General features: G+C 71.7%; 18 protein-coding genes. 15 read left to right on the top strand and 3 right to left on the bottom strand.

Features of this window, described 5'->3' with window-relative positions:
- The first annotated feature begins 61 nt into the window (after positions 1-61).
- The 10 genes from typA to JOF41_RS35275 all read left to right on the top strand — a co-directional run bounded on the left by typA (position 62) and on the right by JOF41_RS35275 (position 12,393).
- Entirely contained in the window at positions 62-1,963 is a 1,902-nt protein-coding gene (gene typA / locus JOF41_RS35230; protein WP_189224448.1) for a translational GTPase TypA, read from the top strand.
- 95 nt (positions 1,964-2,058) lie between these two features.
- Complete coding sequence (locus JOF41_RS35235) at positions 2,059-3,762, top strand: ABC transporter family substrate-binding protein (RefSeq protein WP_189224449.1); 1,704 nt, start codon at positions 2,059-2,061, stop codon at positions 3,760-3,762.
- 297 nt (positions 3,763-4,059) lie between these two features.
- A complete protein-coding gene (locus tag JOF41_RS35240) occupies positions 4,060-5,880 on the top strand; it encodes an ABC transporter family substrate-binding protein (RefSeq protein WP_189224450.1) in 1,821 nt (606 codons plus the stop codon).
- Between the two features lie 160 nt (positions 5,881-6,040).
- Positions 6,041-7,039 carry an ABC transporter permease gene (locus tag JOF41_RS35245; RefSeq protein ID WP_189224451.1) on the top strand — a complete coding sequence of 333 codons (999 nt, stop codon included), beginning with the start codon at positions 6,041-6,043 and terminating at the stop codon, positions 7,037-7,039.
- 1 nt (position 7,040) lies between these two features.
- Positions 7,041-7,988 (top strand): ABC transporter permease, encoded by a 948-nt coding sequence (locus tag JOF41_RS35250; protein ID WP_189224594.1) that lies wholly within the window; start codon positions 7,041-7,043, stop codon positions 7,986-7,988.
- Positions 7,985-9,163 (top strand): ABC transporter ATP-binding protein, encoded by a 1,179-nt coding sequence (locus JOF41_RS35255; protein WP_189224452.1) that lies wholly within the window; start codon positions 7,985-7,987, stop codon positions 9,161-9,163. Before JOF41_RS35250 ends, JOF41_RS35255 begins: the two co-directional genes overlap by 4 nt.
- Entirely contained in the window at positions 9,160-10,230 is a 1,071-nt protein-coding gene (locus tag JOF41_RS35260; RefSeq protein ID WP_189224453.1) for an ABC transporter ATP-binding protein, read from the top strand. Before JOF41_RS35255 ends, JOF41_RS35260 begins: the two co-directional genes overlap by 4 nt.
- A 60-nt stretch (positions 10,231-10,290) precedes the next feature.
- Complete coding sequence (gene mshB, locus JOF41_RS35265; RefSeq protein WP_189224454.1) at positions 10,291-11,145, top strand: N-acetyl-1-D-myo-inositol-2-amino-2-deoxy-alpha-D-glucopyranoside deacetylase; 855 nt, start codon at positions 10,291-10,293, stop codon at positions 11,143-11,145.
- On the top strand, positions 11,135-11,515 hold the full coding sequence (locus JOF41_RS35270; protein WP_189224455.1) for a hypothetical protein: 381 nt from the start codon (positions 11,135-11,137) through the stop codon (positions 11,513-11,515). Before mshB ends, JOF41_RS35270 begins: the two co-directional genes overlap by 11 nt.
- Before the next feature lie 155 nt (positions 11,516-11,670).
- Positions 11,671-12,393: a hypothetical protein gene (locus tag JOF41_RS35275; protein ID WP_209623905.1), complete on the top strand. Its 723-nt coding sequence runs from the start codon at positions 11,671-11,673 to the stop codon at positions 12,391-12,393.
- On the opposite strand, the gene JOF41_RS35280 is transcribed toward JOF41_RS35275, so the two are convergent.
- The gene (locus JOF41_RS35280) at positions 12,369-13,142 is read right to left on the bottom strand and encodes a GNAT family N-acetyltransferase (protein WP_209623906.1); all 774 of its coding nucleotides are present in this window, start codon (positions 13,140-13,142) and stop codon (positions 12,369-12,371) included. The genes JOF41_RS35275 and JOF41_RS35280 overlap by 25 nt on opposite strands.
- 145 nt (positions 13,143-13,287) lie before the next feature.
- On the opposite strand from JOF41_RS35280, the gene fdxA reads away from it, so the two are divergent.
- A complete protein-coding gene (gene fdxA / locus JOF41_RS35285; RefSeq protein ID WP_189224458.1) occupies positions 13,288-13,614 on the top strand; it encodes a ferredoxin in 327 nt (108 codons plus the stop codon).
- Positions 13,611-14,702 (top strand): succinyldiaminopimelate transaminase, encoded by a 1,092-nt coding sequence (gene dapC, locus JOF41_RS35290; protein ID WP_189224459.1) that lies wholly within the window; start codon positions 13,611-13,613, stop codon positions 14,700-14,702. Before fdxA ends, dapC begins: the two co-directional genes overlap by 4 nt.
- A gap of 50 nt (positions 14,703-14,752) precedes the next feature.
- On the opposite strand, the gene dapD is transcribed toward dapC, so the two are convergent.
- Positions 14,753-15,721, bottom strand: coding sequence for a 2,3,4,5-tetrahydropyridine-2,6-dicarboxylate N-succinyltransferase (gene dapD, locus JOF41_RS35295; protein WP_307867671.1), 969 nt, complete (start codon positions 15,719-15,721; stop codon positions 14,753-14,755).
- Positions 15,722-15,746: 25 nt separating this feature from the next.
- Here dapD and dapE point away from each other — a divergent pair, with 25 nt between their 5' ends.
- The 3 genes from dapE to JOF41_RS35310 are packed head-to-tail and all read left to right on the top strand — an operon-like array spanning position 15,747 to position 18,145.
- A complete protein-coding gene (gene dapE, locus JOF41_RS35300; protein WP_209623908.1) occupies positions 15,747-16,808 on the top strand; it encodes a succinyl-diaminopimelate desuccinylase in 1,062 nt (353 codons plus the stop codon).
- 27 nt (positions 16,809-16,835) lie between these two features.
- Positions 16,836-17,606 carry an LOG family protein gene (locus tag JOF41_RS35305; protein ID WP_189224462.1) on the top strand — a complete coding sequence of 257 codons (771 nt, stop codon included), beginning with the start codon at positions 16,836-16,838 and terminating at the stop codon, positions 17,604-17,606.
- A complete protein-coding gene (locus JOF41_RS35310) occupies positions 17,606-18,145 on the top strand; it encodes an LOG family protein (RefSeq protein WP_209624653.1) in 540 nt (179 codons plus the stop codon). The genes JOF41_RS35305 and JOF41_RS35310 overlap by 1 nt, the downstream gene beginning before the upstream one ends.
- A 115-nt stretch (positions 18,146-18,260) precedes the next feature.
- Here JOF41_RS35310 and JOF41_RS35315 read toward each other — a convergent pair whose 3' ends face one another.
- A complete protein-coding gene (locus JOF41_RS35315; protein ID WP_307867674.1) occupies positions 18,261-19,739 on the bottom strand; it encodes a CocE/NonD family hydrolase in 1,479 nt (492 codons plus the stop codon).
- Positions 19,740-19,808 lie beyond the last annotated feature (69 nt).

Below are 19,808 nucleotides of genomic sequence, written 5' to 3' on the forward strand. Positions count from 1 at the left end.
GCTGTGCGCGATCCCACGTCCGGCGCCCGGCCTCCCCCGAAGACAGCTCTAGGAGTTCCGCGTGCCCACGGCCACCGCGTCGATCAAGGAAACGCTGGTCCGCAACGACCTGCGCAACGTCGCGATCGTCGCGCACGTTGACCACGGCAAGACCACCCTGGTCGACGCCATGCTCCGCCAGTCAGGCGCCTTCTCCGAACGGGCCGAGCCCGTGGACCGGGTGATGGACTCCGGCGAGCTGGAGCGCGAGAAGGGCATCACCATCCTCGCCAAGAACACGGCGGTGCGCAGGCACACGCCGGACGGCGTGGTCACCATCAACGTGGTGGACACCCCCGGCCACGCCGACTTCGGCGGCGAGGTCGAGCGCGGCCTGTCCATGGTCGACGGCGTGGTGCTGCTGGTCGACGCCTCGGAGGGGCCGCTGCCGCAGACCCGGTTCGTGCTGCGCAAGACGCTGGCCGCCGGTCTGCCGGTGATCCTGGTGGTCAACAAGGTCGACCGCCCCGACGCGCGCATCGCCGAGGTCGTCGAGGAGGCCCACGACCTGCTGCTGGACCTGGCCACCGAGGTCGGCGCGGACGACTCCGTGCTGGACCTGCCGGTGGTCTACGCCTCCGCGCGGGCGGGTCGGGCCAGCCTCAACCAGCCCGAGGACGGCGGTCTGCCGGACGAGGAGAACCTGGACTCGCTGTTCGAGGTCCTGCTCAACCACATCCCGGCGCCGACCGGCGACCCGGACGCGCCGCTGCGCGCGCTGGTGACCAACCTGGACGCCTCCACCTTCCTGGGCCGCATCGCGCTGTGCCGGATCGCGGCGGGCCGCCTGCGCAAGGGCGAGACGGTGGCCTGGTGCCGCGAGGACGGCTCGGTGCAGAAGGTCCGGATCACCGAGCTGCTGATCACCGAGGCGCTGGAGCGGGTGCCCGCCGAGCAGGCCAGCGCGGGCGACCTGGTCGCCATCGCGGGCATCCCGGAGATCACCATCGGCGACACCCTGGCCGACGTGGACAACCCGGAGCCGCTGCCCCGGATCACCGTCGACGAGCCCGCCATCTCGATGACCATCGGCGTGAACACCTCGCCGCTGGCCGGTCGCGGCGGCGGCACCAAGCTGACCGCGCGCCTGGTCAAGGCCCGGTTGGACGCCGAGCTGGTGGGCAACGTGTCGGTGCGGGTGCTGCCCACCGAGCGCCCGGACACCTGGGAGGTGCAGGGCCGCGGTGAGCTGGCGCTGGCGATCCTGGTCGAGCAGATGCGCCGCGAGGGCTTCGAGCTGACCGTGGGCAAGCCGCAGGTGGTCACCAAGATGATCGACGGCAAGCTGCACGAGCCGTTCGAGCGGCTGACCATCGACGCGCCCGAGGAGCACCTGGGCGCGATCACCCAGCTGCTGGCCAACCGCAAGGGCCGGATGGAGAACATGTCCGGCCACGGCAGCGGCCGGATCAAGCTGGACTACGTGGTGCCCTCGCGCGGCCTGATCGGCTTCCGCACCGAGTTCCTCACCGAGACCCGCGGCACCGGCATCGCCAACGCGGTGTCCGAGGGCTACGGCCCGTGGGCGGGGGAGATCCGCACCCGCCACAACGGCTCGCTGGTGGCCGACCGGTCCGGTTCGATCACCGCTTACGCGATGATCCAGCTGGCCGACCGCGGCACGTTCTTCGTCGAGCCCGGCGCGGACGCCTACGAGGGCATGGTGGTGGGTGAGAACCCGCGCGCGGAGGACCTGGACGTCAACGTCTGCCGCGAGAAGAAGCTGACCAACATGCGCACCTCCACCGCCGACGTGATGGAGACGCTGGCCCGGCCGCGCAAGCTGTCGCTGGAGGAGGCGCTGGAGTTCTGCGCCGCCGACGAGTGTGTCGAGGTGGCCCCCGAGGTCGTGCGGGTGCGGAAGGTGACGCTGGACGCGAACCAGCGCGGCCGCGAGCGCAACCGCGCCAAGCTGCGGGGCTGAGTGGTGCACTCGGGGCTCCGAGCGCTCTGCCCTCGTCGCAGGTGGTGGACGGGGCAGCGCTCGGGGCGCCGGACGGGCGTGGCAGTCTCGTGGGCATGACTAGGTCCGGGGGGACGCTCGCGAGACTGCTGGCCGCGCTGGTGGCGGCGGTGCTGGTGGTGTCGGGCTGCACGGTCACCCCGCCGCCCCCGCTGGTGCCCTCCACCCCCGGTGTGACGGTGGTGCCCAAGGAGAAGGCGAACGAGGTCGTGGTCGGCCTCGACGACGTCAGGGGCGGCTACAACCCGCACACCCTGGCGGGCCAGTCGACGGTGACCACGGCGCTGGCGTCGCTGCTGCTGCCCTCGACCTTCCGCACCGCCCCGGACGGCAGTCCCCGGCTGGACCTGGACCTGATGGTCTCCGCCGAGGTGACCAGGGCAGATCCGTACACGGTGACCTACGTGCTGCGCCGGGACGCCTCGTGGTCGGATTCGGCGCCCATCGCCGCCGAGGACTTCGTCTACCTGTGGCAGCGGATGCGCTCCGAGCCGGGCGTGGTGGACCCGGCGGGCTACCGGTTGATCTCCGACATCACCTCCCGCGAGGGCGGCAAGGTGGTGGAGGTGGTCTTCGACCAGCCCTACCCCGGCTGGCGCAGCCTGTTCGCCAACCTGCTGCCCGCCCACCTGCTCAAGGACGCCCCCGGTGGTTGGGGCGCGGCGCTGGCCGACAGCTTCCCGGCCACCGGCGGCCCGTTCGCGGTGCGCACCCTGGACCAGCCGCGCGGCGAGATCGTGCTGGAGCGCAGCGACCGCTACTGGGAGCAGCCGCCCGCGCTGGACCGGGTGGTGCTGCGCCGGGCGAGCCAGTCCGGGACGATCTCGGCCCTGCGCACCGGCGACGACCAGGTGGCGCTGATCCGGCCGGACGCCGCCGCGGTCGAGGAGCTGGCCGAGCTGGCCCGGTCCCGGCAGCTGAGCACCGCGCAGGTGCCCCGGCCGGAGGTGGTGCAGCTGCTGCTGCGCCCGGCTTCCCCCCGGCTGGCGGACCCGAAGGTGCGCGCCGCGGTGATGGCGAGCGTCAACCGCGACGAGCTGATCGCCGCGGGCAGCCGGGGCGGTCCGAGCGCGGGGCTGCGCGCCGACTCGCTGGTGGTGCCGCCGTCGAAGGCGGGCTACCGGCCGACCATGCCGCGGTCGTCGGTCGACCCGGCGGCCCTGTTCACCGAGGCGGGTTACACCCGTTCGGAGAGCGGTCAGTGGGGGCGGGACGGCAGGCCGCTGGAGCTGACGGTGGCCGCGCCCGCCGGGATCGAGCCGTACGTGACCATCGCCAACCAGCTACAACGTCAGCTGACATTGTCCGGAATCGCTGTGCGCCTCCTTACAACGCCGCCCAATGAGTTGTTCGGCCAAGATCTCGCGGGCACCTCGGCGGGCAATGCGGAACAGGGCCGGGTGGTGGACATTGCGGTCGTGCCGCAGGTGGACACCGGCGATTCCGCGGCCGTTCTGGCATCAACTTTCGGGTGCCGTGCCCCTTCCGGGGACGGTGGTGAACCCATTCCGGCGAATCTGTCGGGTTTCTGTGATCAGTCCCTGCAGCCCGTCATCGACGCGGCGCTGACCGGGCGGTCGCTGCTGTCCGACGCGCTGGCCCAACTGGAGCCGCTGCTGTGGCAGCAAGCGGTCGTGCTGCCCCTCTTCCAGGTGGCTGACCTGCTGGTTGCGCTCCCGGAGGCGCAGGGGGTGAGCGCCGGGCCGCCCTTCGCGGGCCCGCTGTCGCAGGCCCCGCTGTGGCGCCGGGAAGGCCGTTAGCCTCTCTGTGAAATCCGTGTTGCCACTGGATCGGCGTGCGCAAGTGGGGCACTATTGACAGTATTCCCGGCGTCGGGTTAACGATCGCTCCCGCGCCGTAACGGTGAAGTAGCACCCTGCTACCGGCGTGTCACCCTTTGGTCACGATCGGCCCCCGGGTCGTGACCCTGCTGGTTGTGGGTTCTTATCGTGCTGCAACGGTGTGTCGGTTCGGGGCGCGTTTGGCACATCACGGTTATGGGTGTGGAGTTCGGTTCACAGGTCCGCTCCAACCCAGTGCTAGGAGGGCACGTGTCGATGAGGAGATCAAAAGCTGTCTCGGCGCTCGCGCTGCTGACCAGCTCCGCGCTCTTGCTGAGCGCGTGCAGCGGCGGTGGCACGACGAACGAGGGCGGTGGCGGTCAGCAGAACGCCGACCCCGGCAGCATCGGGGGTCAGGACGAGCTGCTGAAGCGTCCGAAGGTGGACGACATCGGTGAGATCGCGGTCGCGGTCGAAGAGGGCTTCCACAACTACAACAACAACATCGGCGCGACGAACAACTTCTCCAGCACCATCGCGCTGTTCAACGTGCAGCCCTCGCCGTACATCCCCGACCTGGTCGACGGCAAGGTCGTCATCAAGGTCGACGGCGACCTGATGGAGTCGATCAAGGTCACCTCGACCGACCCGCAGACGATCGAGTGGAAGGTCAACAAGGCCGCCGTCTGGTCCGACGGCCAGCCGATCGACTGCGACGACTTCTACCTGAAGTGGCTGGCGGCCACGAGCAAGGCCACCCTGCCCGGCGGCAGCGGCGAGGCGAACCTGTTCGACACCACGCCCACCGGCTACCAGGACATCGAGAAGCTGGAGTGCTCGGACGAGGACAAGACGGTCACCACGACGTTCTTCAAGGACAAGCCGTACGCGGACTACCGCTCGCTGTTCTCGCAGATCGGCAGTGACAGCCTGCTCCCGGCGCACGTCCTGGAGAGCAAGACCGGCATCGCCGACATCACCAAGGTCCTGCCCTCGCAGAACGACGACACGGTCCGCAAGGCCGCCGAGTTCTACACCAAGGGCTGGCTGGGCTGGAACGCCGAGACCGGCCTGTCCGGCGGTCCGTACGTGATCGAGTCCACCGACCTCAAGGACCAGACCGTCCTGGTGCGCAACCCGAAGTGGTGGGGCAACCCGCCCGCCGCCTCGAAGGTCATCATCAAGACCAACACCGACGCCCAGTCGGCGGCCCAGCAGCTGCAGAACAAGGAAGTCGTCGCGATCGCGCCGCAGGCCGACCCCGCGGTGGCGCAGCAGCTGCGCGCGGACAGCTCGTTCTTCGTCTACGCCGCCGGTGGCCAGACCTACGAGCACGTCGACTTCAACATGGCCCGCCCCCTGTTCGCCCAGAACAAGGAGCTGCGCCTGGCGATCGCGCAGTGCTTCGACCGCACCGACGTGGTCGAGAAGCTGATCAACGACGTCGACCCGAACGCCAAGCCGCTGGGCAACTTCATGTTCATGCCCAACGAGGTCGGCTACGAGGACCACTACGGCGACGTCGGCAACGGTGACGTGGCCGCGGCGCAGAAGACCCTCGAGGACGCGGGCTGGACCAAGGGCGGCGACGGCATCTTCACCAAGGGTGAGTTCCGCGCGTCGTTCAAGCTCAGCCACAAGACCGTCCAGCGCCGCGCCGACACCGTCCGCATCCTGCAGGACAAGTGCGGCCAGGCGGGCATCGAGATCATCGGCGACCAGTCGGCGGACTTCAACGACAAGCGCCTCCCGGCCAGCGAGTTCGACGCGGCCCTGTTCGCGTGGGTCGGCCAGCCGGTCAAGGCGGGCTCGTACGGCAACTACGCCCAGAAGAACAAGGGCGGCACGGCCAACTACAACAACTACGACTCCGCCGCGGTGACGGAGGAGTGGCTGGCCGCGAACCGCGAGCTGGACTACCAGAAGCGCATCCAGATGCTCAACGACATCGACAAGAAGATGCGCGACGACCTGCACAGCATCCCGCTGTTCCAGCTGACCGACTTCGCCGCCTCGGACGCCAACATCGGTCCGATCGGCTACATCGGCGTCGGCGGCGGCATCATGTGGAACCTCTACGCCTGGCAGAAGAAGTAAGCAGGTAGAGAGCGGTCGGCGCACCACTTCGGGGCCCGCCACGAACGACTCATCCGGCCGGGGGGCCGGTGCCACGAGCACCGGCCCCCCGTACGGCGTCCGCGTCCGGTAGGGTGCCGCGCCCGGAGCGCGGGGCCCTAGGGAGACTAGAGACCTCGTCATGTTCCGTTACATAATCCGGCGGTTGTTGATCTCGATTCCGCTGTTGATCGTCGCCTCGTTCCTGTGCTTCGGCCTCACCACGGCCATGGGCGACCCCTTGGCCGAGTGGAAGCTGCAGAAGCCCCGGTCCGAGGCAGAGATCGCACTCGCCTACGAGCGGACGGGCTACAACCAGCCGTTCCTCGACCGCTACGTCGACTGGGCGGGCGACTTCGTCACCGGCGACTGGGGCGAGACCGTCGTCCCCGGCAACGCGGGCAAGCCGGTCAAGGAAGAACTGCTCAAGGCGTTCGGCGTCACGCTGCGGCTGATCGTGGCCGCCGAGCTGATCGCGCTGCTGCTCGGCATGGCGGTGGGCGTCATCGGCGCGGTCAGGCAGTACTCGCTGTTCGACTACACGGCCACCGGCATAGCGTTCGTCATGTTCTCCATGCCGCTGTTCTGCGTCGCCCTGATCATCAAGGCGGGCGGCATCGAGTTCAACAACTGGCTGGAGTCCATCGGCGCGGGCCGCTGGCTGACCATGGCGGGTCCGCCCGGCGAGGGTTTCAGCGGCTCCCTGGGCCAGCAGATCTACCAGTACACCGGCGCGTACATCCTGCCGACGATCTGCCTGGTGATGATCCAGTTCGCGCTCTACAGCCGGTTCCAGCGCGCCTCCATGCTGGAGACGCTCAACGCCGACTACGTGCGCACCGCGCAGGCCAAGGGCGTCTCGCAGGGCCGCGCCATCTTCAAGCACGCCTTCCGCAACGCGCTGATCCCGATCATCACGGTCTCCTCGCTGAACTTCGGCGCCGCCTTCGGTGGCGCGGTCATCACCGAGACGGTGTTCGGCTGGTCGGGCATGGGCAAGTTCCTGGTCGACGCGGTCACCAAGCTGGAGCCCTACCAGGTGCTGGGCTTCATGATGCTGACCGCGGTGTTCATCATCGTGTTCAACCTGATCGCGGACGTGCTGTACGCGTTCCTGGACCCGAGGATCCGCCTTGACTGAGATGACGTCCCCCGTGGCGCAGGCCCCGGCGCCCACCTCGGGCGAGGCGAGCCAGTTCGACTCCTCGAACACCCGCAAGCAGTGGCAGGTCATCGCCCGCCGCTTCTTCCGGCACAAGGCCGCCGTGTTCGGGCTGGTGCTGTTCGTGCTGCTGGTGCTGTTCGCCTTCCTGGGCGGCGCGCTGTGGAAGTACTCCTACACCGACCTGGGCTTCCGCCGGTACCTGCCGCCCAGCGCCGACCACCCGTTCGGCACCGACCGGCTCGGCGGCGACATGGTCGCCCAGCTGATCCGAGGCACCCAGTTCTCGCTGCAGATCGCGATGGTGGTGGCGCTGCTGTCCACCGTGGTCGGCGTGGTGCTCGGCTCGCTGGCGGGCTACCTCGGCGGCTGGGTCGACACGCTGATCAGCCGGTTCATCGACCTGCTGCTGGTCATCCCCGGCCTGGTCATCGCCGCGGTGCTGGTGCGCAACAGCTTCGTGGTGTCCGTGGCGGGCGGCAGCGGCGGCAGCAACTGGGTCATCGTGGCCCTGTACCTGGGCCTGATCGGCTGGCTGTCCATCGCGCGGGTGATCCGCGGCATGGTCCTCTCGCTGCGCGAGAAGGAGTTCATCGAGGCCGCCCGCGCGCTGGGCGCCTCGACGTGGCGGATCGTGTTCCGGCACATCCTGCCCAACACCGTCGACGTGATCGTCGTCAACGCCACCCTGGCCATCGCGCAGGCGGTGCTGCTGGAGGCGGCGCTGTCGTTCCTCGGCCTCGGCGTGCAGTCGCCCGACACCTCGCTGGGGCTGATGATCAGCCTCAACAAGAACGAGCTCACGCTGCACCCGTGGCTGTTCTTCACCACGTTCACCTTCATCGTGCTGATCTCGCTGTCGGTGAACTTCATCGGCGATGGCCTCCGGGACGCCTTCGACCCGCGCCAGAGGAGGGTCAAGGCATGAGCGAGTTGGACGTGATGGGCGCACCAGGAACGGCGGCGGACGGCCTCGCGGGCGAGAAGCTGCTGCGCGTGGAGAACCTCTCCGTGGACTTCCCCACCGACGACGGGACCGTGCACGCCGTGCGCGACGTGTCGTTCACGCTGGGGCGCGGCGAGGTGCTCGGGATCGTGGGCGAGTCCGGCTCCGGCAAGTCGGTCTCGTCGATGGCGGTGATGGGCCTGCTGCCCAAGACCGCGAAGATCAGCGGGTCGATCAGGTTCAAGGACAAGGAACTGGTCGGCCTGAGCTACAAGCAGATGCAGCCGGTCCGCGGCAACGGCATCTCGATGATCTTCCAGGACCCGATGACCTCGCTGAACCCGGTCTACACGGTGGGCTGGCAGCTGGCCGAGGCGCACCGGGCGCACCACGACGTGTCCAAGAAGGCCGCCATGGCCAAGGCCGTCGAGGCGCTGGAGCTGGTGGGCATCCCGCAGCCGGACCGGCGCGCGGAGCAGTACCCGCACGAGTTCTCCGGCGGCATGCGGCAGCGCGTGATGATCGCCATGGCGATCATCAACGACCCGGACGTGATCATCGCCGACGAGCCGACCACCGCGCTGGACGTGACCGTGCAGGCGCAGATCCTGGACACGCTGCTGCGCATCCGGGACGAGACGAGCGCGGGCATCATGATCATCACGCACGACCTGGGCGTGGTGGCGGGCATGGTGGACCGCGTGCAGGTCATGTACGGCGGCACGGTCGTCGAGCAGGGCGGCGTGGACGAGGTCTTCGAGGCCCAGCGGATGCCCTACACGGTCGGCCTGCTCGGGTCCATCCCGAACCCGAACCTGCTGGGCAAGCGGCTCACCCCGATCAAGGGCGCGCCGCCCTCGCTGATGAACCTGCCCCAGGGCTGCCCGTTCTCCCCCCGGTGCCCGCTGGCCATCGACATCTGCCGGGAGACCGAGCCGCAGCTGCTGGAGACCGACCGGGCGGGCCACTACGCCCGCTGCCACCGGTCCGACCACCTGGCCACCATCGAGCAGCCGCAGCGGCTGTTCGCGCACGACGAGATCGGCACCGTGGAGAACCCCGCGTCGCTCACGGCGGCCGATCCCGACGTCCCCGTCGCCGAGGACCTGGCCGACGTGGAGGCGCGGTTGCACGAAGAGGAGAAGCCCACCTCATGACCACCTCGACCGATGTGAACCCCCAGGCCGGGGGCGCCGCCTCCGGTGGCGGCGACGGCAAGGCGCCGCTGCTGGAGGTCAAGGACCTGGTCAAGTCCTTCCCGGTGCGCGGCGGCGGCATCATCCCGCGCACGGTCGGGCAGGTGCAGGCGGTCTCCGGGGTGACCTTCGACCTCTACCCCGGCGAGACGCTGGGCCTGGTCGGCGAGTCCGGCTGCGGCAAGTCCACCACCGGGCGGGCCATCCTCCAGCTGCACAAGCCGACCTCCGGGTCGGTGAAGTTCGAGGGCCGCGAGCTGACCACGCTCAAGGGCAAGCAGCTGCGCGGCATCCGCCGGGACATGCAGATCGTGTTCCAGGACCCGTACGCGTCGCTGAACCCGCGCTGGCAGATCAACGAGCTCATCTCCGAGCCGTTCAAGATCCACGGCGTTGGCGGCGGCGAGGGCCGCACGGTCCAGCAGCGGGTCAACGAGCTGATGGAGCTGGTGGGCCTCAACCCGGAGCACCGCAACCGGTACGCGCACGAGTTCTCCGGCGGCCAGCGCCAGCGCATCGGCATCGCCCGCGCGCTGGCGCTGAACCCGAAGCTGATCGTGCTCGACGAGCCGGTGTCCGCGCTGGACGTGTCGGTGCAGGCGGGCGTGGTGAACCTGCTGGAGGAGCTGCAGGAGCGCCTCGGCCTGGCCTACCTGTTCGTGGCGCACGACCTGTCGGTGGTGCGGCACATCTCCGACCGGGTCGCGGTGATGTACCTCGGCAAGATCATCGAGATCGGCGAGCGCGAGGACATCTACAACCGGCCCACCCACCCGTACACGCAGGCCCTGCTGTCCGCGGTGCCGGTGCCGGACCCGAAGCTGGAGCGGCAGCGCCAGCGCATCGTGCTCACCGGTGACGTGCCCTCCCCGGTGAACCCGCCCTCGGGCTGCCGGTTCCGCACCCGCTGCTGGAAGGCGCAGGACATCTGCGCGGTCGAGGAGCCGAAGCTGGAGCGCCGGGTGGCCGAGTCCGGCACCCTCTCGGCGTGCCACTTCGCCGAGGTCCGGCCCACGACCGTCGGCTGAGCGCCGCCAGGGTCGGGGCCGCCCACCACGGCGGCCCCGACCGGCCTCTACGCTGATCCGGTGACGCTGACTGCCCCGCCCCGGTTGCTGCTGGTACACGCACACCCCGATGACGAGAGCCTGTGGACGGGCGGCACCATCGCCCGCTACGCGGCCTCCGGCGCGCACGTCACCGTGGTCACCTGCACCCTCGGCGAGGAGGGCGAGATCATCCCGCCCGCGCTGCGCCAGCTCGCCGCCGACGCGGCCGACCAGCTCGGCGGCTACCGGGTGGCCGAACTGCGCGCCGCCTGCACCGCCCTGGGCGTGACCGACCACCGGTTCCTGGGCGGCATGGGCCGCTGGCGCGACTCCGGCATGGCGGGCGTCGCGGCCAACGAGCACCCCCGCGCGTTCGTCCAGGGCTCCTTCGACGAGCAGGTCGAGGAGCTGTCCGGCATCATCGCGTCGGTGAAGCCGCAGGTGGTGGTGACCTACGACGCCTTCGGCGGCTACGGCCACCCCGACCACATCCGTGCCCACCAGATCACCACGGCCGCCTGCGCGGCCACCTCGGAGGTCGACCGCGTGTTCCACGCCGTGACCTCCCGCGCGGCCACCGAGGCGGGCGCGGCGGCGCTGGCGGAGCTGCCCGACCTGCCGTTCCGGCTGCCCGAGCCGGGCGAGCTGCCGGTGACCGACGACGCCGAGATCACCACCACCGTCGACGTCTCCGAGCACCTGGTGGCCAAGCTGCGCGCCCTGCGGGCGCACTCCACCCAGGTCAGCGTGTGGCAGGACGGCGCGGGCTCGGCCAGCTACGCGCTGTCCAACGGCATCGCCCAGCCGGTCGTGCCCACCGAGCACTACGTGCTGGCCAAGGGCTCCGCGGAGGGCGCGGAGACCGATCTGTTCGGGGGGTTGGATGACCGCTGAGCGCAGGCTCGCCCTGGTGGCGGTGCTGGTCCAGGCGTTCGTGCTGGCGGTGCTGGAGGTGTTCTTCCTGCCGCTGCGGCTGGACGGCACCCTGCTGCCCGACGTGCGCGACTGGCCGTTCCCGATCAGCGTGGTGGTGGCGATCGTGACCACCCCGATGCTGGTGCTGGCCGCGTCCCGGCACGCGCGCGGCCTGCTCGTGGCGTCCTCGCCGCTGCTGGTGTGGCTGGGGACGCTGCTGGTGCTGGCCACCTTCGGGCCCGGCGGCGACGTGGTGCTGGTCAACGACTGGCGCACGCTGCTGCTGTTCGCGGGCGGCGCTTTGCCCAGCGCGATTGCCGTGGGTGCCTTGATGGGTAAACCGCATTGAATTGACCCGGCTCCGCCGGGTCGGCTCGGCCGCCTGGAAGTCGGCCAGTCGAGCCGCGTTTCGGGAGGATCGAAAAGCGTGATCCTCCCGAAAGGCGACTCGACAGACCGACGCGGCCTCGCGCGGTGGTCGGGGGTGGTGGCTGGGGAGGCGTGATGGGTGAGGCGATCAGCGATCGGGACGTGGTCCGGGCGCTGCGGCCGTTCGTGCGGGCCACCGGGCCGGTGCTGGACGCGCTGCGCGAGGTGAACCTGCTCGGCCTGCGCGACCGGTCCCTGGAGGCGAGCGCCGACCGCAAGGTGGTCGACAAGCTGTGGGACCAGCTGGCCAGGGTCAAGGTCCCCGGCACCGCGGGCTGGGCCGCGATGGACCTGGACCAGCGCGACGAGTGGTGGCTCAACCGGGTCGGCCGGGTGGTGTCGCTGCTGGCGGCGATCCCCGGCGTCGGCGGCGCGCTGGCCGACCGGCTGCCCATCCAGTCCTCGCTGGGCGCGGCGGGCCAGGGGCTGCTGCTGTCCGCGCTGGCGGGCGAGCGCGGCATCACCACCACCGAGGACCGCGTCCGGCTGATCGCCCACGTGCTGTTCCAGCGCGAGGTGGACGGCCGCGCGGTGGACCCGGACGAGGACCGCCGCACCGCCGAGCTCACCGAAGAGCTGGACCGCTCCACGTTCAAGGCCATCGGCCGCACCATCTGGAAGCTCGCCCGCGTGCTGTGGTCGCTGGAGGACGAGCTGGACAAGCGCCCCCACGGCCGCTTCTACCACCAGGCGCTGGGCGCGCTGCCCGTCGTCGGCGTGGTCGGCGACTACCTCGGCGAGCGGTCCGGCCTGCGCCGCGTCCGCAAGGCCGCCTACGAGTGGTTCGGGGCCCAGTAGCGGTACCGGTGGTGCTCCACGCACCCCAGCGACCGGTACAGCTCCAGCGCGGGCGTGTTGTGCTCGGCCACCTGGAGCGCGCACGTGGTGGCGCCGCGCTCCAGCGCCCACGACGCCAGCCCGCCCAGCAGCGCCCGCGCCAGCCCGCGCCGACGCGCCTCGGGCCGCACCGCCAGCCGGGCGACGTGCAGCAGGTCGCCGACCACCGCGCCACGCACCACCGCGAGCACGACCCCGTCGCGCGCCACCTGGCCGAAGCCCACCACACCGCCGGAGCCCAGCACGTGCCGCTGCGCGGGCGTCGGCTCGGCCTGCGCGGCCAGCTCCCACCAGCCCTCCGACGGCGAGGTCGGCACCGAGACTCCTTCCGCGACCCCTTCCGAGACCCCTTCCGCGACCCCTTCGGGCTTCGGCGTCGCGAAGGCGGCCAGCGGGCCGGTGAGCACCAGCGACTCCGCGCCGCCGGGGTGATCCAGGTCGACCCGCCACCCGGTCCGCGCCACGGCGTCCTCGTGCGGGGAGCCCACGACCACGTGCGCCAGCGGCCTGATCTCGTGCCGCCGGGCGAAACCGGACACCGCGGCCAGCGCGTCGGCTACCGGCACACCGGGATCACCCGTGGTCAGCGCGCTGTTGGCGCGGCCGGTGAAGCCGCCCGCGGCGCGCAGCCGCCAGCCGCCCAGCCGCTCGTCCACCAGCGCGGGCCACGCGTCGGCGCAGCGCTCCTCCAGCTCCAGCACGGTCGTCACCCGCCCATGATCCTCCAGTTCCCCGAAGTCCGTTCTGTGAGCTGGGACAACCGGCTGCTAAGGCGAGCCTCACCGGAGGACAATGGCACTCGCCGCGTACTCTCCGGCTTGCGCGGTGTGGACCAGGACAGAGCAGGAGAGCGCAGTGACCTATGTGATCGCCCAGCCGTGCGTGGACGTGCTCGACAAGGCGTGCATCGAAGAGTGCCCCGTCGACTGCATCTACGAAGGCGACCGGATGCTCTACATCCACCCTGACGAGTGCGTGGACTGCGGGGCGTGCGAGCCGGTGTGCCCGGTGGAGGCCATCTACTACGAGGACGACGTCCCGGACGAGTGGAAGGAGTACACCAAGGCGAACGTGGACTTCTTCGACGAGCTGGGCTCGCCCGGCGGCGCCTCCAAAGTCGGCAAGGTCTCGGCCGACCCGGCCTTCATCAAGGCGCTGCCCGCCCAGGCGTCCCACGAGTGACCTCGTCCCGGACACTCCCGGACTTCCCCTGGGACACGTTGGCCGACCACGCCGCCAAGGCGCGCACGCACCCCGGTGGCGTGGTCGACCTGTCCGTCGGCACCCCGGTGGACCCGGTGCCCCGGGTGATCCGGGAGGCGCTGGCCTCGGTCGCCGACCAGCCCGGCTACCCGACCACCCACGGCACGCCCGAGCTGCGCGCGGCCGCCGTCGGCGCGCTGCGCCGCAGGCACGGCCTGCCGGAGCTGGACCCGGACGCGGTGCTGCCCACGATCGGCTCCAAGGAGCTGGTCGCGTGGCTGCCCGCGCTGCTGGGGCTGGGCCCCGGTGACGTGGTGGCCATCCCGGAGCTGGCCTACCCGACCTACGAGGTGGGCGCCCGCCTGGCGGGCGCCACGCCGGTCCGGCTGGCCGACGGCGAGGCCCCGCCCGAGGGCACCCGGCTGGTGTGGCTGAACTCCCCGTCCAACCCGACCGGGCGCGTGCTGTCCGCCGAGCGGATGGCCGAGGCGGTCGCGGCGGCCCGCGCGGTCGGGGCGGTGGTGGCCTCGGACGAGTGCTACCTGGCCCTGCCGTGGTCGGCGGACCCGGTCTCGGTGCTGGACCCGGCGGTGCGCGGCGGCGGCCTGGACGGCGTGCTGGCGGTGCACTCGCTGTCGAAGACCTCCAGCCTGGCCGGCTACCGGGCGGGTTTCGTCACCGGCGACCCGGTGCTGGTGAAGAACCTGCTGGAGGTGCGCAAGCACGCGGGCATGATCGTGCCGCGACCGGTGCAGGCGGCGATGACCGCGGCGCTGGAGGACGACGAGCACGTGACCGCCCAGCGCGACCGGTACCGGGCGCGGCGCGAGGCGCTGCTGCCCGCGCTGCGGGCGGCGGGCTTCGCGGTGGACCACTCCGAGGCGGGCCTGTACCTGTGGTCCACGCGCGGCGAGGACGCCTGGGAGACCGTCGGTTGGCTGGCCGAGCGCGGCATCCTGGCCGCGCCGGGCACGTTCTACGGCCCGGCGGGCGGCAGGCACGTGCGCGTGGCGCTGACCGCGACCGACGAGCGGATCGCCGCCGCGGTGGAGCGCCTGACCGCCTGAGCGGTCCGCGGGTGGGGTGTGGTGGACCACGCCCCCACCCGCGAGGTGGCTCAGTTCTTGTGCAGCGCCTCGTTGAGCTCGACGCCGTTGCCCTTGCGGGGCAGCACCTTCACGGCGCCGGTGGTGGAGTCGCGGAGGAACAGCAGGCCGGGGACGCCGGAGAGCTGACCGGCCTTGACCACCTGGCCGTCGGCCGTGGTCACCTTGGTGCCCGCCGTCACGTACAGCCCGGCCTCCACCACGCAGTCGTCGCCCAGCGAGATGCCCACCCCGCCGTTGGCGCCGATCAGGCAGCGCTCGCCGATGGAGATGACCTGCTTGCCGCCGCCGGACAGGGTGCCCATGATCGACGCGCCGCCGCCCACGTCGGAGCCGTCGCCGACGACCACGCCCGCGGAGATGCGGCCCTCCACCATGGACGAGCCCAGCGTGCCCGCGTTGAAGTTGACGAAGCCCTCGTGCATCACGGTGGTGCCGCTGGCCAGGTGGGCGCCCAGCCGCACGCGGTCCGCGTCGGCGATCCGCACGCCGGTGGGCACGACGTAGTCGACCATGCGCGGGAACTTGTCGATGCCGTGCACGGTGACCGGCCCGCGCCCGCGCAGCCGCAGCCGCGTCTGCTCGAAGCCCTCCACCGCGCACGGCCCGAAGTTGGTCCACACCACGTTGGACAGCAGGCCGAAGATGCCGTCCAGGTTCGCCCCGTGCGGCTGGACCAGCCGCGCGGACAGCAGGTGCAGCCGCAGGTAGACGTCATAGGTGTCGGCGGGGGCGGTGGCCAGCGACTCGACGCCGACCCGCACGCCGACCACCTCGACGTCGCGGTCCTCGTCGTAGCCGAGCTGCTTGGCCGCGGCCTCGCCCAGCTCCGCGGCGACCTCGGCCGAGGACAGCCGCGTGGTGCCCGCCTCGGCGGCCCCGAGCCGGGGCGCCGGGAACCAGGTGTCCAGCACAGACCCGTCGGGGGTGACAGTGGCGAGTCCGACGCCGTACGCGCCGGTGTGGTTTGCGGTGCTCACGGCTGTCAACGGTAACGTGCGGGCCGTGCCCGAGACCCTGGACCTCACCGCCGATCCCGTCGACCTGACCGCCGCGCTGGTGGACGTGCCCAGCGTCTCCGGTGACGAGCAGCGCATCGCCGACCTGGTCGAACGCGCCCTGCGCGAGCAGACCTCCCTGGAAGTCGTCCGATCCGGCAACACCGTGCTGGCCCGCACCGACCTGGGCCGCGAGCGGCGGGTCGTGCTGGCGGGCCACCTGGACACCGTGCCGATCAACGACAACCACCCGTCGCGCCGCGAGGGCGACGTCCTGCACGGCTGCGGCACCGTCGACATGAAGGGCGGCGACGCGGTGATGCTCGCCCTCGCGGGCACCGTCGACCAGCCCCGCCACGACCTGACCTTCGTGTTCTACGACTGCGAGGAGGTCGAGGCGGTCCGCAACGGCCTGGGGCGGATCGAGCGGGAGCTGCCGGAGTGGCTGCGCGGCGACCTGGCCATCGTGTGCGAGCCGTCCAACGCGGTGATCGAGGCCGGTTGCCAGGGCACCATCCGGGTCGAGGTGCGCACCAAGGGCGTGCGGGCGCACACCGCGCGCGGGTGGATGGGCGTCAACGCCATCCACGCGATGGGGGAGGCGCTGCGCAGGCTGGAGGAGTACCGGCCGCGCACGGTCGACATCGACGGCTGCGCCTACCGGGAGGGGCTCCAGGCGGTCGGGATCACCGGCGGGGTGGCGGGCAACGTGGTGCCCGACGAGTGCGTGCTCACCGTCAACCACCGCTTCGCGCCCGACCGGACCCCGGCCGACGCCGAGGCCCACCTGCGCGAGCTGTTCGACGGCTACGAGGTCACCGTCACCGACTCCTCGCCGGGCGCGCTGCCCGGCCTGTCCGCCCCGGCCGCGCGGGAGCTGGTCGAGGCGGCGGGCGGGCAGCCGGTGGCCAAGCTGGGCTGGACCGACGTGGCCCGGTTCGCCGCGCTGGGGATGCCCGCGGTCAACTTCGGCCCCGGCGACCCGACCCTGGCCCACACCCGGCAGGAGAACGTCCAGGTGAACGAGATCCGGCGGTGCCTGGAAGTGTTGCGGCGCTTCGTGGCCTGACCGGCCGCCGCGTCTACACTCGGCCGGGTGGACGAGCACAACGGCGTGGACGAGCACCCCAGGGAGAAGCAGCGCGGACCGGTCGTGCTGCGCCGCGAGCGCCGGGACGAGCTGACCACCACCGACCAGCGCCTGCTGGACTCGCGCGGCCCCAGCGACTGGGTGCACACCGACCCGTGGCGGGTGCTGCGCATCCAGGCCGAGTTCGTGGAGGGCTTCGGCGCGCTGGCCGAGGTGCCCAGCGCGGTGACCGTGTTCGGCTCCGCCCGCACCGGCCGCGACCACCCCGAGTACGAGGTCGGGCGCAAGCTGGGCGGCGCGCTGGCCGAGGCCGGGTTCGCGGTGATCACCGGCGGCGGCCCCGGCGCGATGGAGGCGGTCAACCGGGGCTGCTCGGAGGCGGGCGGGTTCTCCATCGGCCTCGGCATCGAGCTGCCGTTCGAGCAGGGCCTGAACCCCTGGGTCGACCTGGGCGTGAACTTCCGCTACTTCTTCGTCCGCAAGACCATGTTCATCAAGTACTCCCAGGCGTTCATCTGCCTGCCCGGCGGCTTCGGCACGCTGGACGAGCTGTTCGAGGCGCTGACCCTGGTGCAGACCAAGAAGGTCACCAAGTTCCCGGTGGTGCTGTTCGGCCGCTCCTACTGGCAGGGCCTGTACGACTGGGTCAAGGACTCGGTGCTGGCCAGCGGCAAGGTCGGGGAGAAGGACCTGGCGCTGCTGCACCTGACCGACGACATCGACGACGCGGTGCGGGTGGTCAACGAGGCGCACAAGGCGTGGGCGGACGCGCACTGATGTCGCTGACCGTCACGGTGTACTGCGGATCGCTCAGGACGGTGCCGCGCAGCTACCTGGAGCTGGCCTCCCGCGTCGGCGCGGCCATCGCCGAGCGGGGCTGGTCGCTGGCGTGGGGCGGCGGGCGCACGTCGATGATGGGCGAGGTGGCGCGGGCCGCCCGCGAGGGCGGGGCGCGCACCACGGGCGTGATCCCGCGCGGGCTGGTCGACCGCGAGCTGGCCGACAGCCAGGCCGACGACCTGCTGGTGGTCGAGACCATGCGCGAGCGCAAGGCGCTGATGGAGGCGCACGGCGACGCGTTCCTGGCGCTGCCCGGCGGCATCGGCACCTGCGAGGAGCTGTTCGAGGTGTGGACCTCGCGGGTGCTGGGGATGCACGCCAAGCCCGTGGTGGTGCTCGACGTGGACGGCCACTACCGGGGCCTGCTGGCGTGGCTGGACGAGCTGCGCGAGCGCGGGTTCGTGTCGCGGTTCGCGCTGGACTCGCTGGTGGTGACCGGCGACGTGACCGAGGCCCTGGACGCCTGCGCCGGTTGACGCGGGCAGGCGAGGCGGCCCGCCCGCCCGTCGCCGCCCCAGCCGGTCCCGTCCCGGCGGGTGATGGTGAGCGGCGCCTTGAGCTCCCTGACCGGGCGATACCCGTCAGGTGCTGTCAGGGTCGCGGGACCTCCAGCCACGAGTCCGCGCCGAAGCCGACCGTGCCGCCCCACCGGCTGACCCCGCCGTAGCGGGCGTCGACGGTGTCCACGGCGAGCACGAGCCGGTTGCCCGCCGCGACCTCCCAGACCACCGGTTCCAGGTCCAGGTCGAGCGCGTGGGTGCCCGCGCCGACGGTGACCGGCTTGTGGGTCACCAGCGCGCCCAGGCCCAGCGCGTTCACCTCGTACAGGTAGGCGTGGAGCGTGGTGGGGGCCGAGGCGGTCACCGCGAGGTGCGCCCGAGGGGTGCCGCTGACGGTGGTGGCGGTGCTGTGCGCGGGCCCGTGCCACACGGCCGCCGCGGTGCGGTCGATCAACGGCGTCGCCACGCCGGTCGGGATCTGGAGGAAGCCCTGGAGCGCGCCGCTGACCAGCACCGCGCCGCTGTCCGCGAGGGTGGGCCTGCCCGTGCCGATCCGGGCGGCGGTCAGCGGCACGGTGTCGCGCCGCGTGGTCACCGCGCCCCACGACGGGAACGACCGCCAGCCGCCGCCGTTGTTCGGCTTGAGCCGCACCGGCGCTTCCCGGTCGACGCCGTTGTCCAGGCCGCGCAGGTGGTGGTCGAACCAGCGGCCGACCGACGCCCAGATCTCGTTGGGCAGCCCGGCCGCGCCGAACAGCTCGGCGGTGGCGTGGTCGCCGGGGGAGAGCATGAGCCGCTTGGGCGCGTCCAGCGCGGTGAAGAAGTCGGTGATCTGGCTGGGCGGGAACAGGCCGTCGTTCCAGGCGTTGCCGATCAGCACCGCGGCGTCGATGTCGGCGACCCTGGTCGCGGGCGAGCGCGGCGGCGAGATGGGCAGCACGTCGGCGAACCGGCCCGCGCGGTAGGCGGCCTCGGCCTCGCGCAGCTCGGGGCCGGGGCGGCCGGTGAGCTTGCCCGCGGCGAGCAGCAGCTCGACGGCCTGCGCGCTGACCGTCTCGTTCGGGTAGAGCGAGCGGGCCAGGTCGGTCCACGTGCTCAGCGCCGCGACGGCCTTGACGCGCGGGTCGGCCGCGGCGGCCAGCAGGGACTGGCCCGCGCCGTAGGAGATGCCGCCGACGCCGACCCTGGTGGCGTCGCCGCGCGCGTGCGCGACGGCCCAGTCGATCACCCGGCTGACGTCGGCGACGGTGTCGGGACCGGCCACGTCGATCTCGCCGCCCGCGTCGTGGAAGCCCCGGCTGGTGTAGCTGACCACGACGTAGCCGGACTCGTAGGCCAGCCTGGCCGCCGCGCCGACGTACTCGACGGCGTTCATGCTCCAGCTGGACGGGAGCACCAGCAGCGGGAACGGGCCGCCGCCTCGGCCGGTGGGCTCGACGACGAACGCGGGCAGCGGGGTGCCGCCCTGACCGGGGATGGTGTGGTGGCTGACCTGGAACCCCGGTGCGGCGTGCGCGGGTGGGGCGAGCAGGAGCAGGCAGAGCAGCGCGAGCAGCGGGGATCGGCGCACGTGGTCCTCCTCGACCGTGACCGGGATCACGGTGATCGAACCAGTACCTACTGGCGAGTAGCAACAGCC

Source organism: Saccharothrix coeruleofusca, from assembly GCF_017876325.1.
Lineage (GTDB): Bacteria > Actinomycetota > Actinomycetes > Mycobacteriales > Pseudonocardiaceae > Actinosynnema > Actinosynnema coeruleofuscum.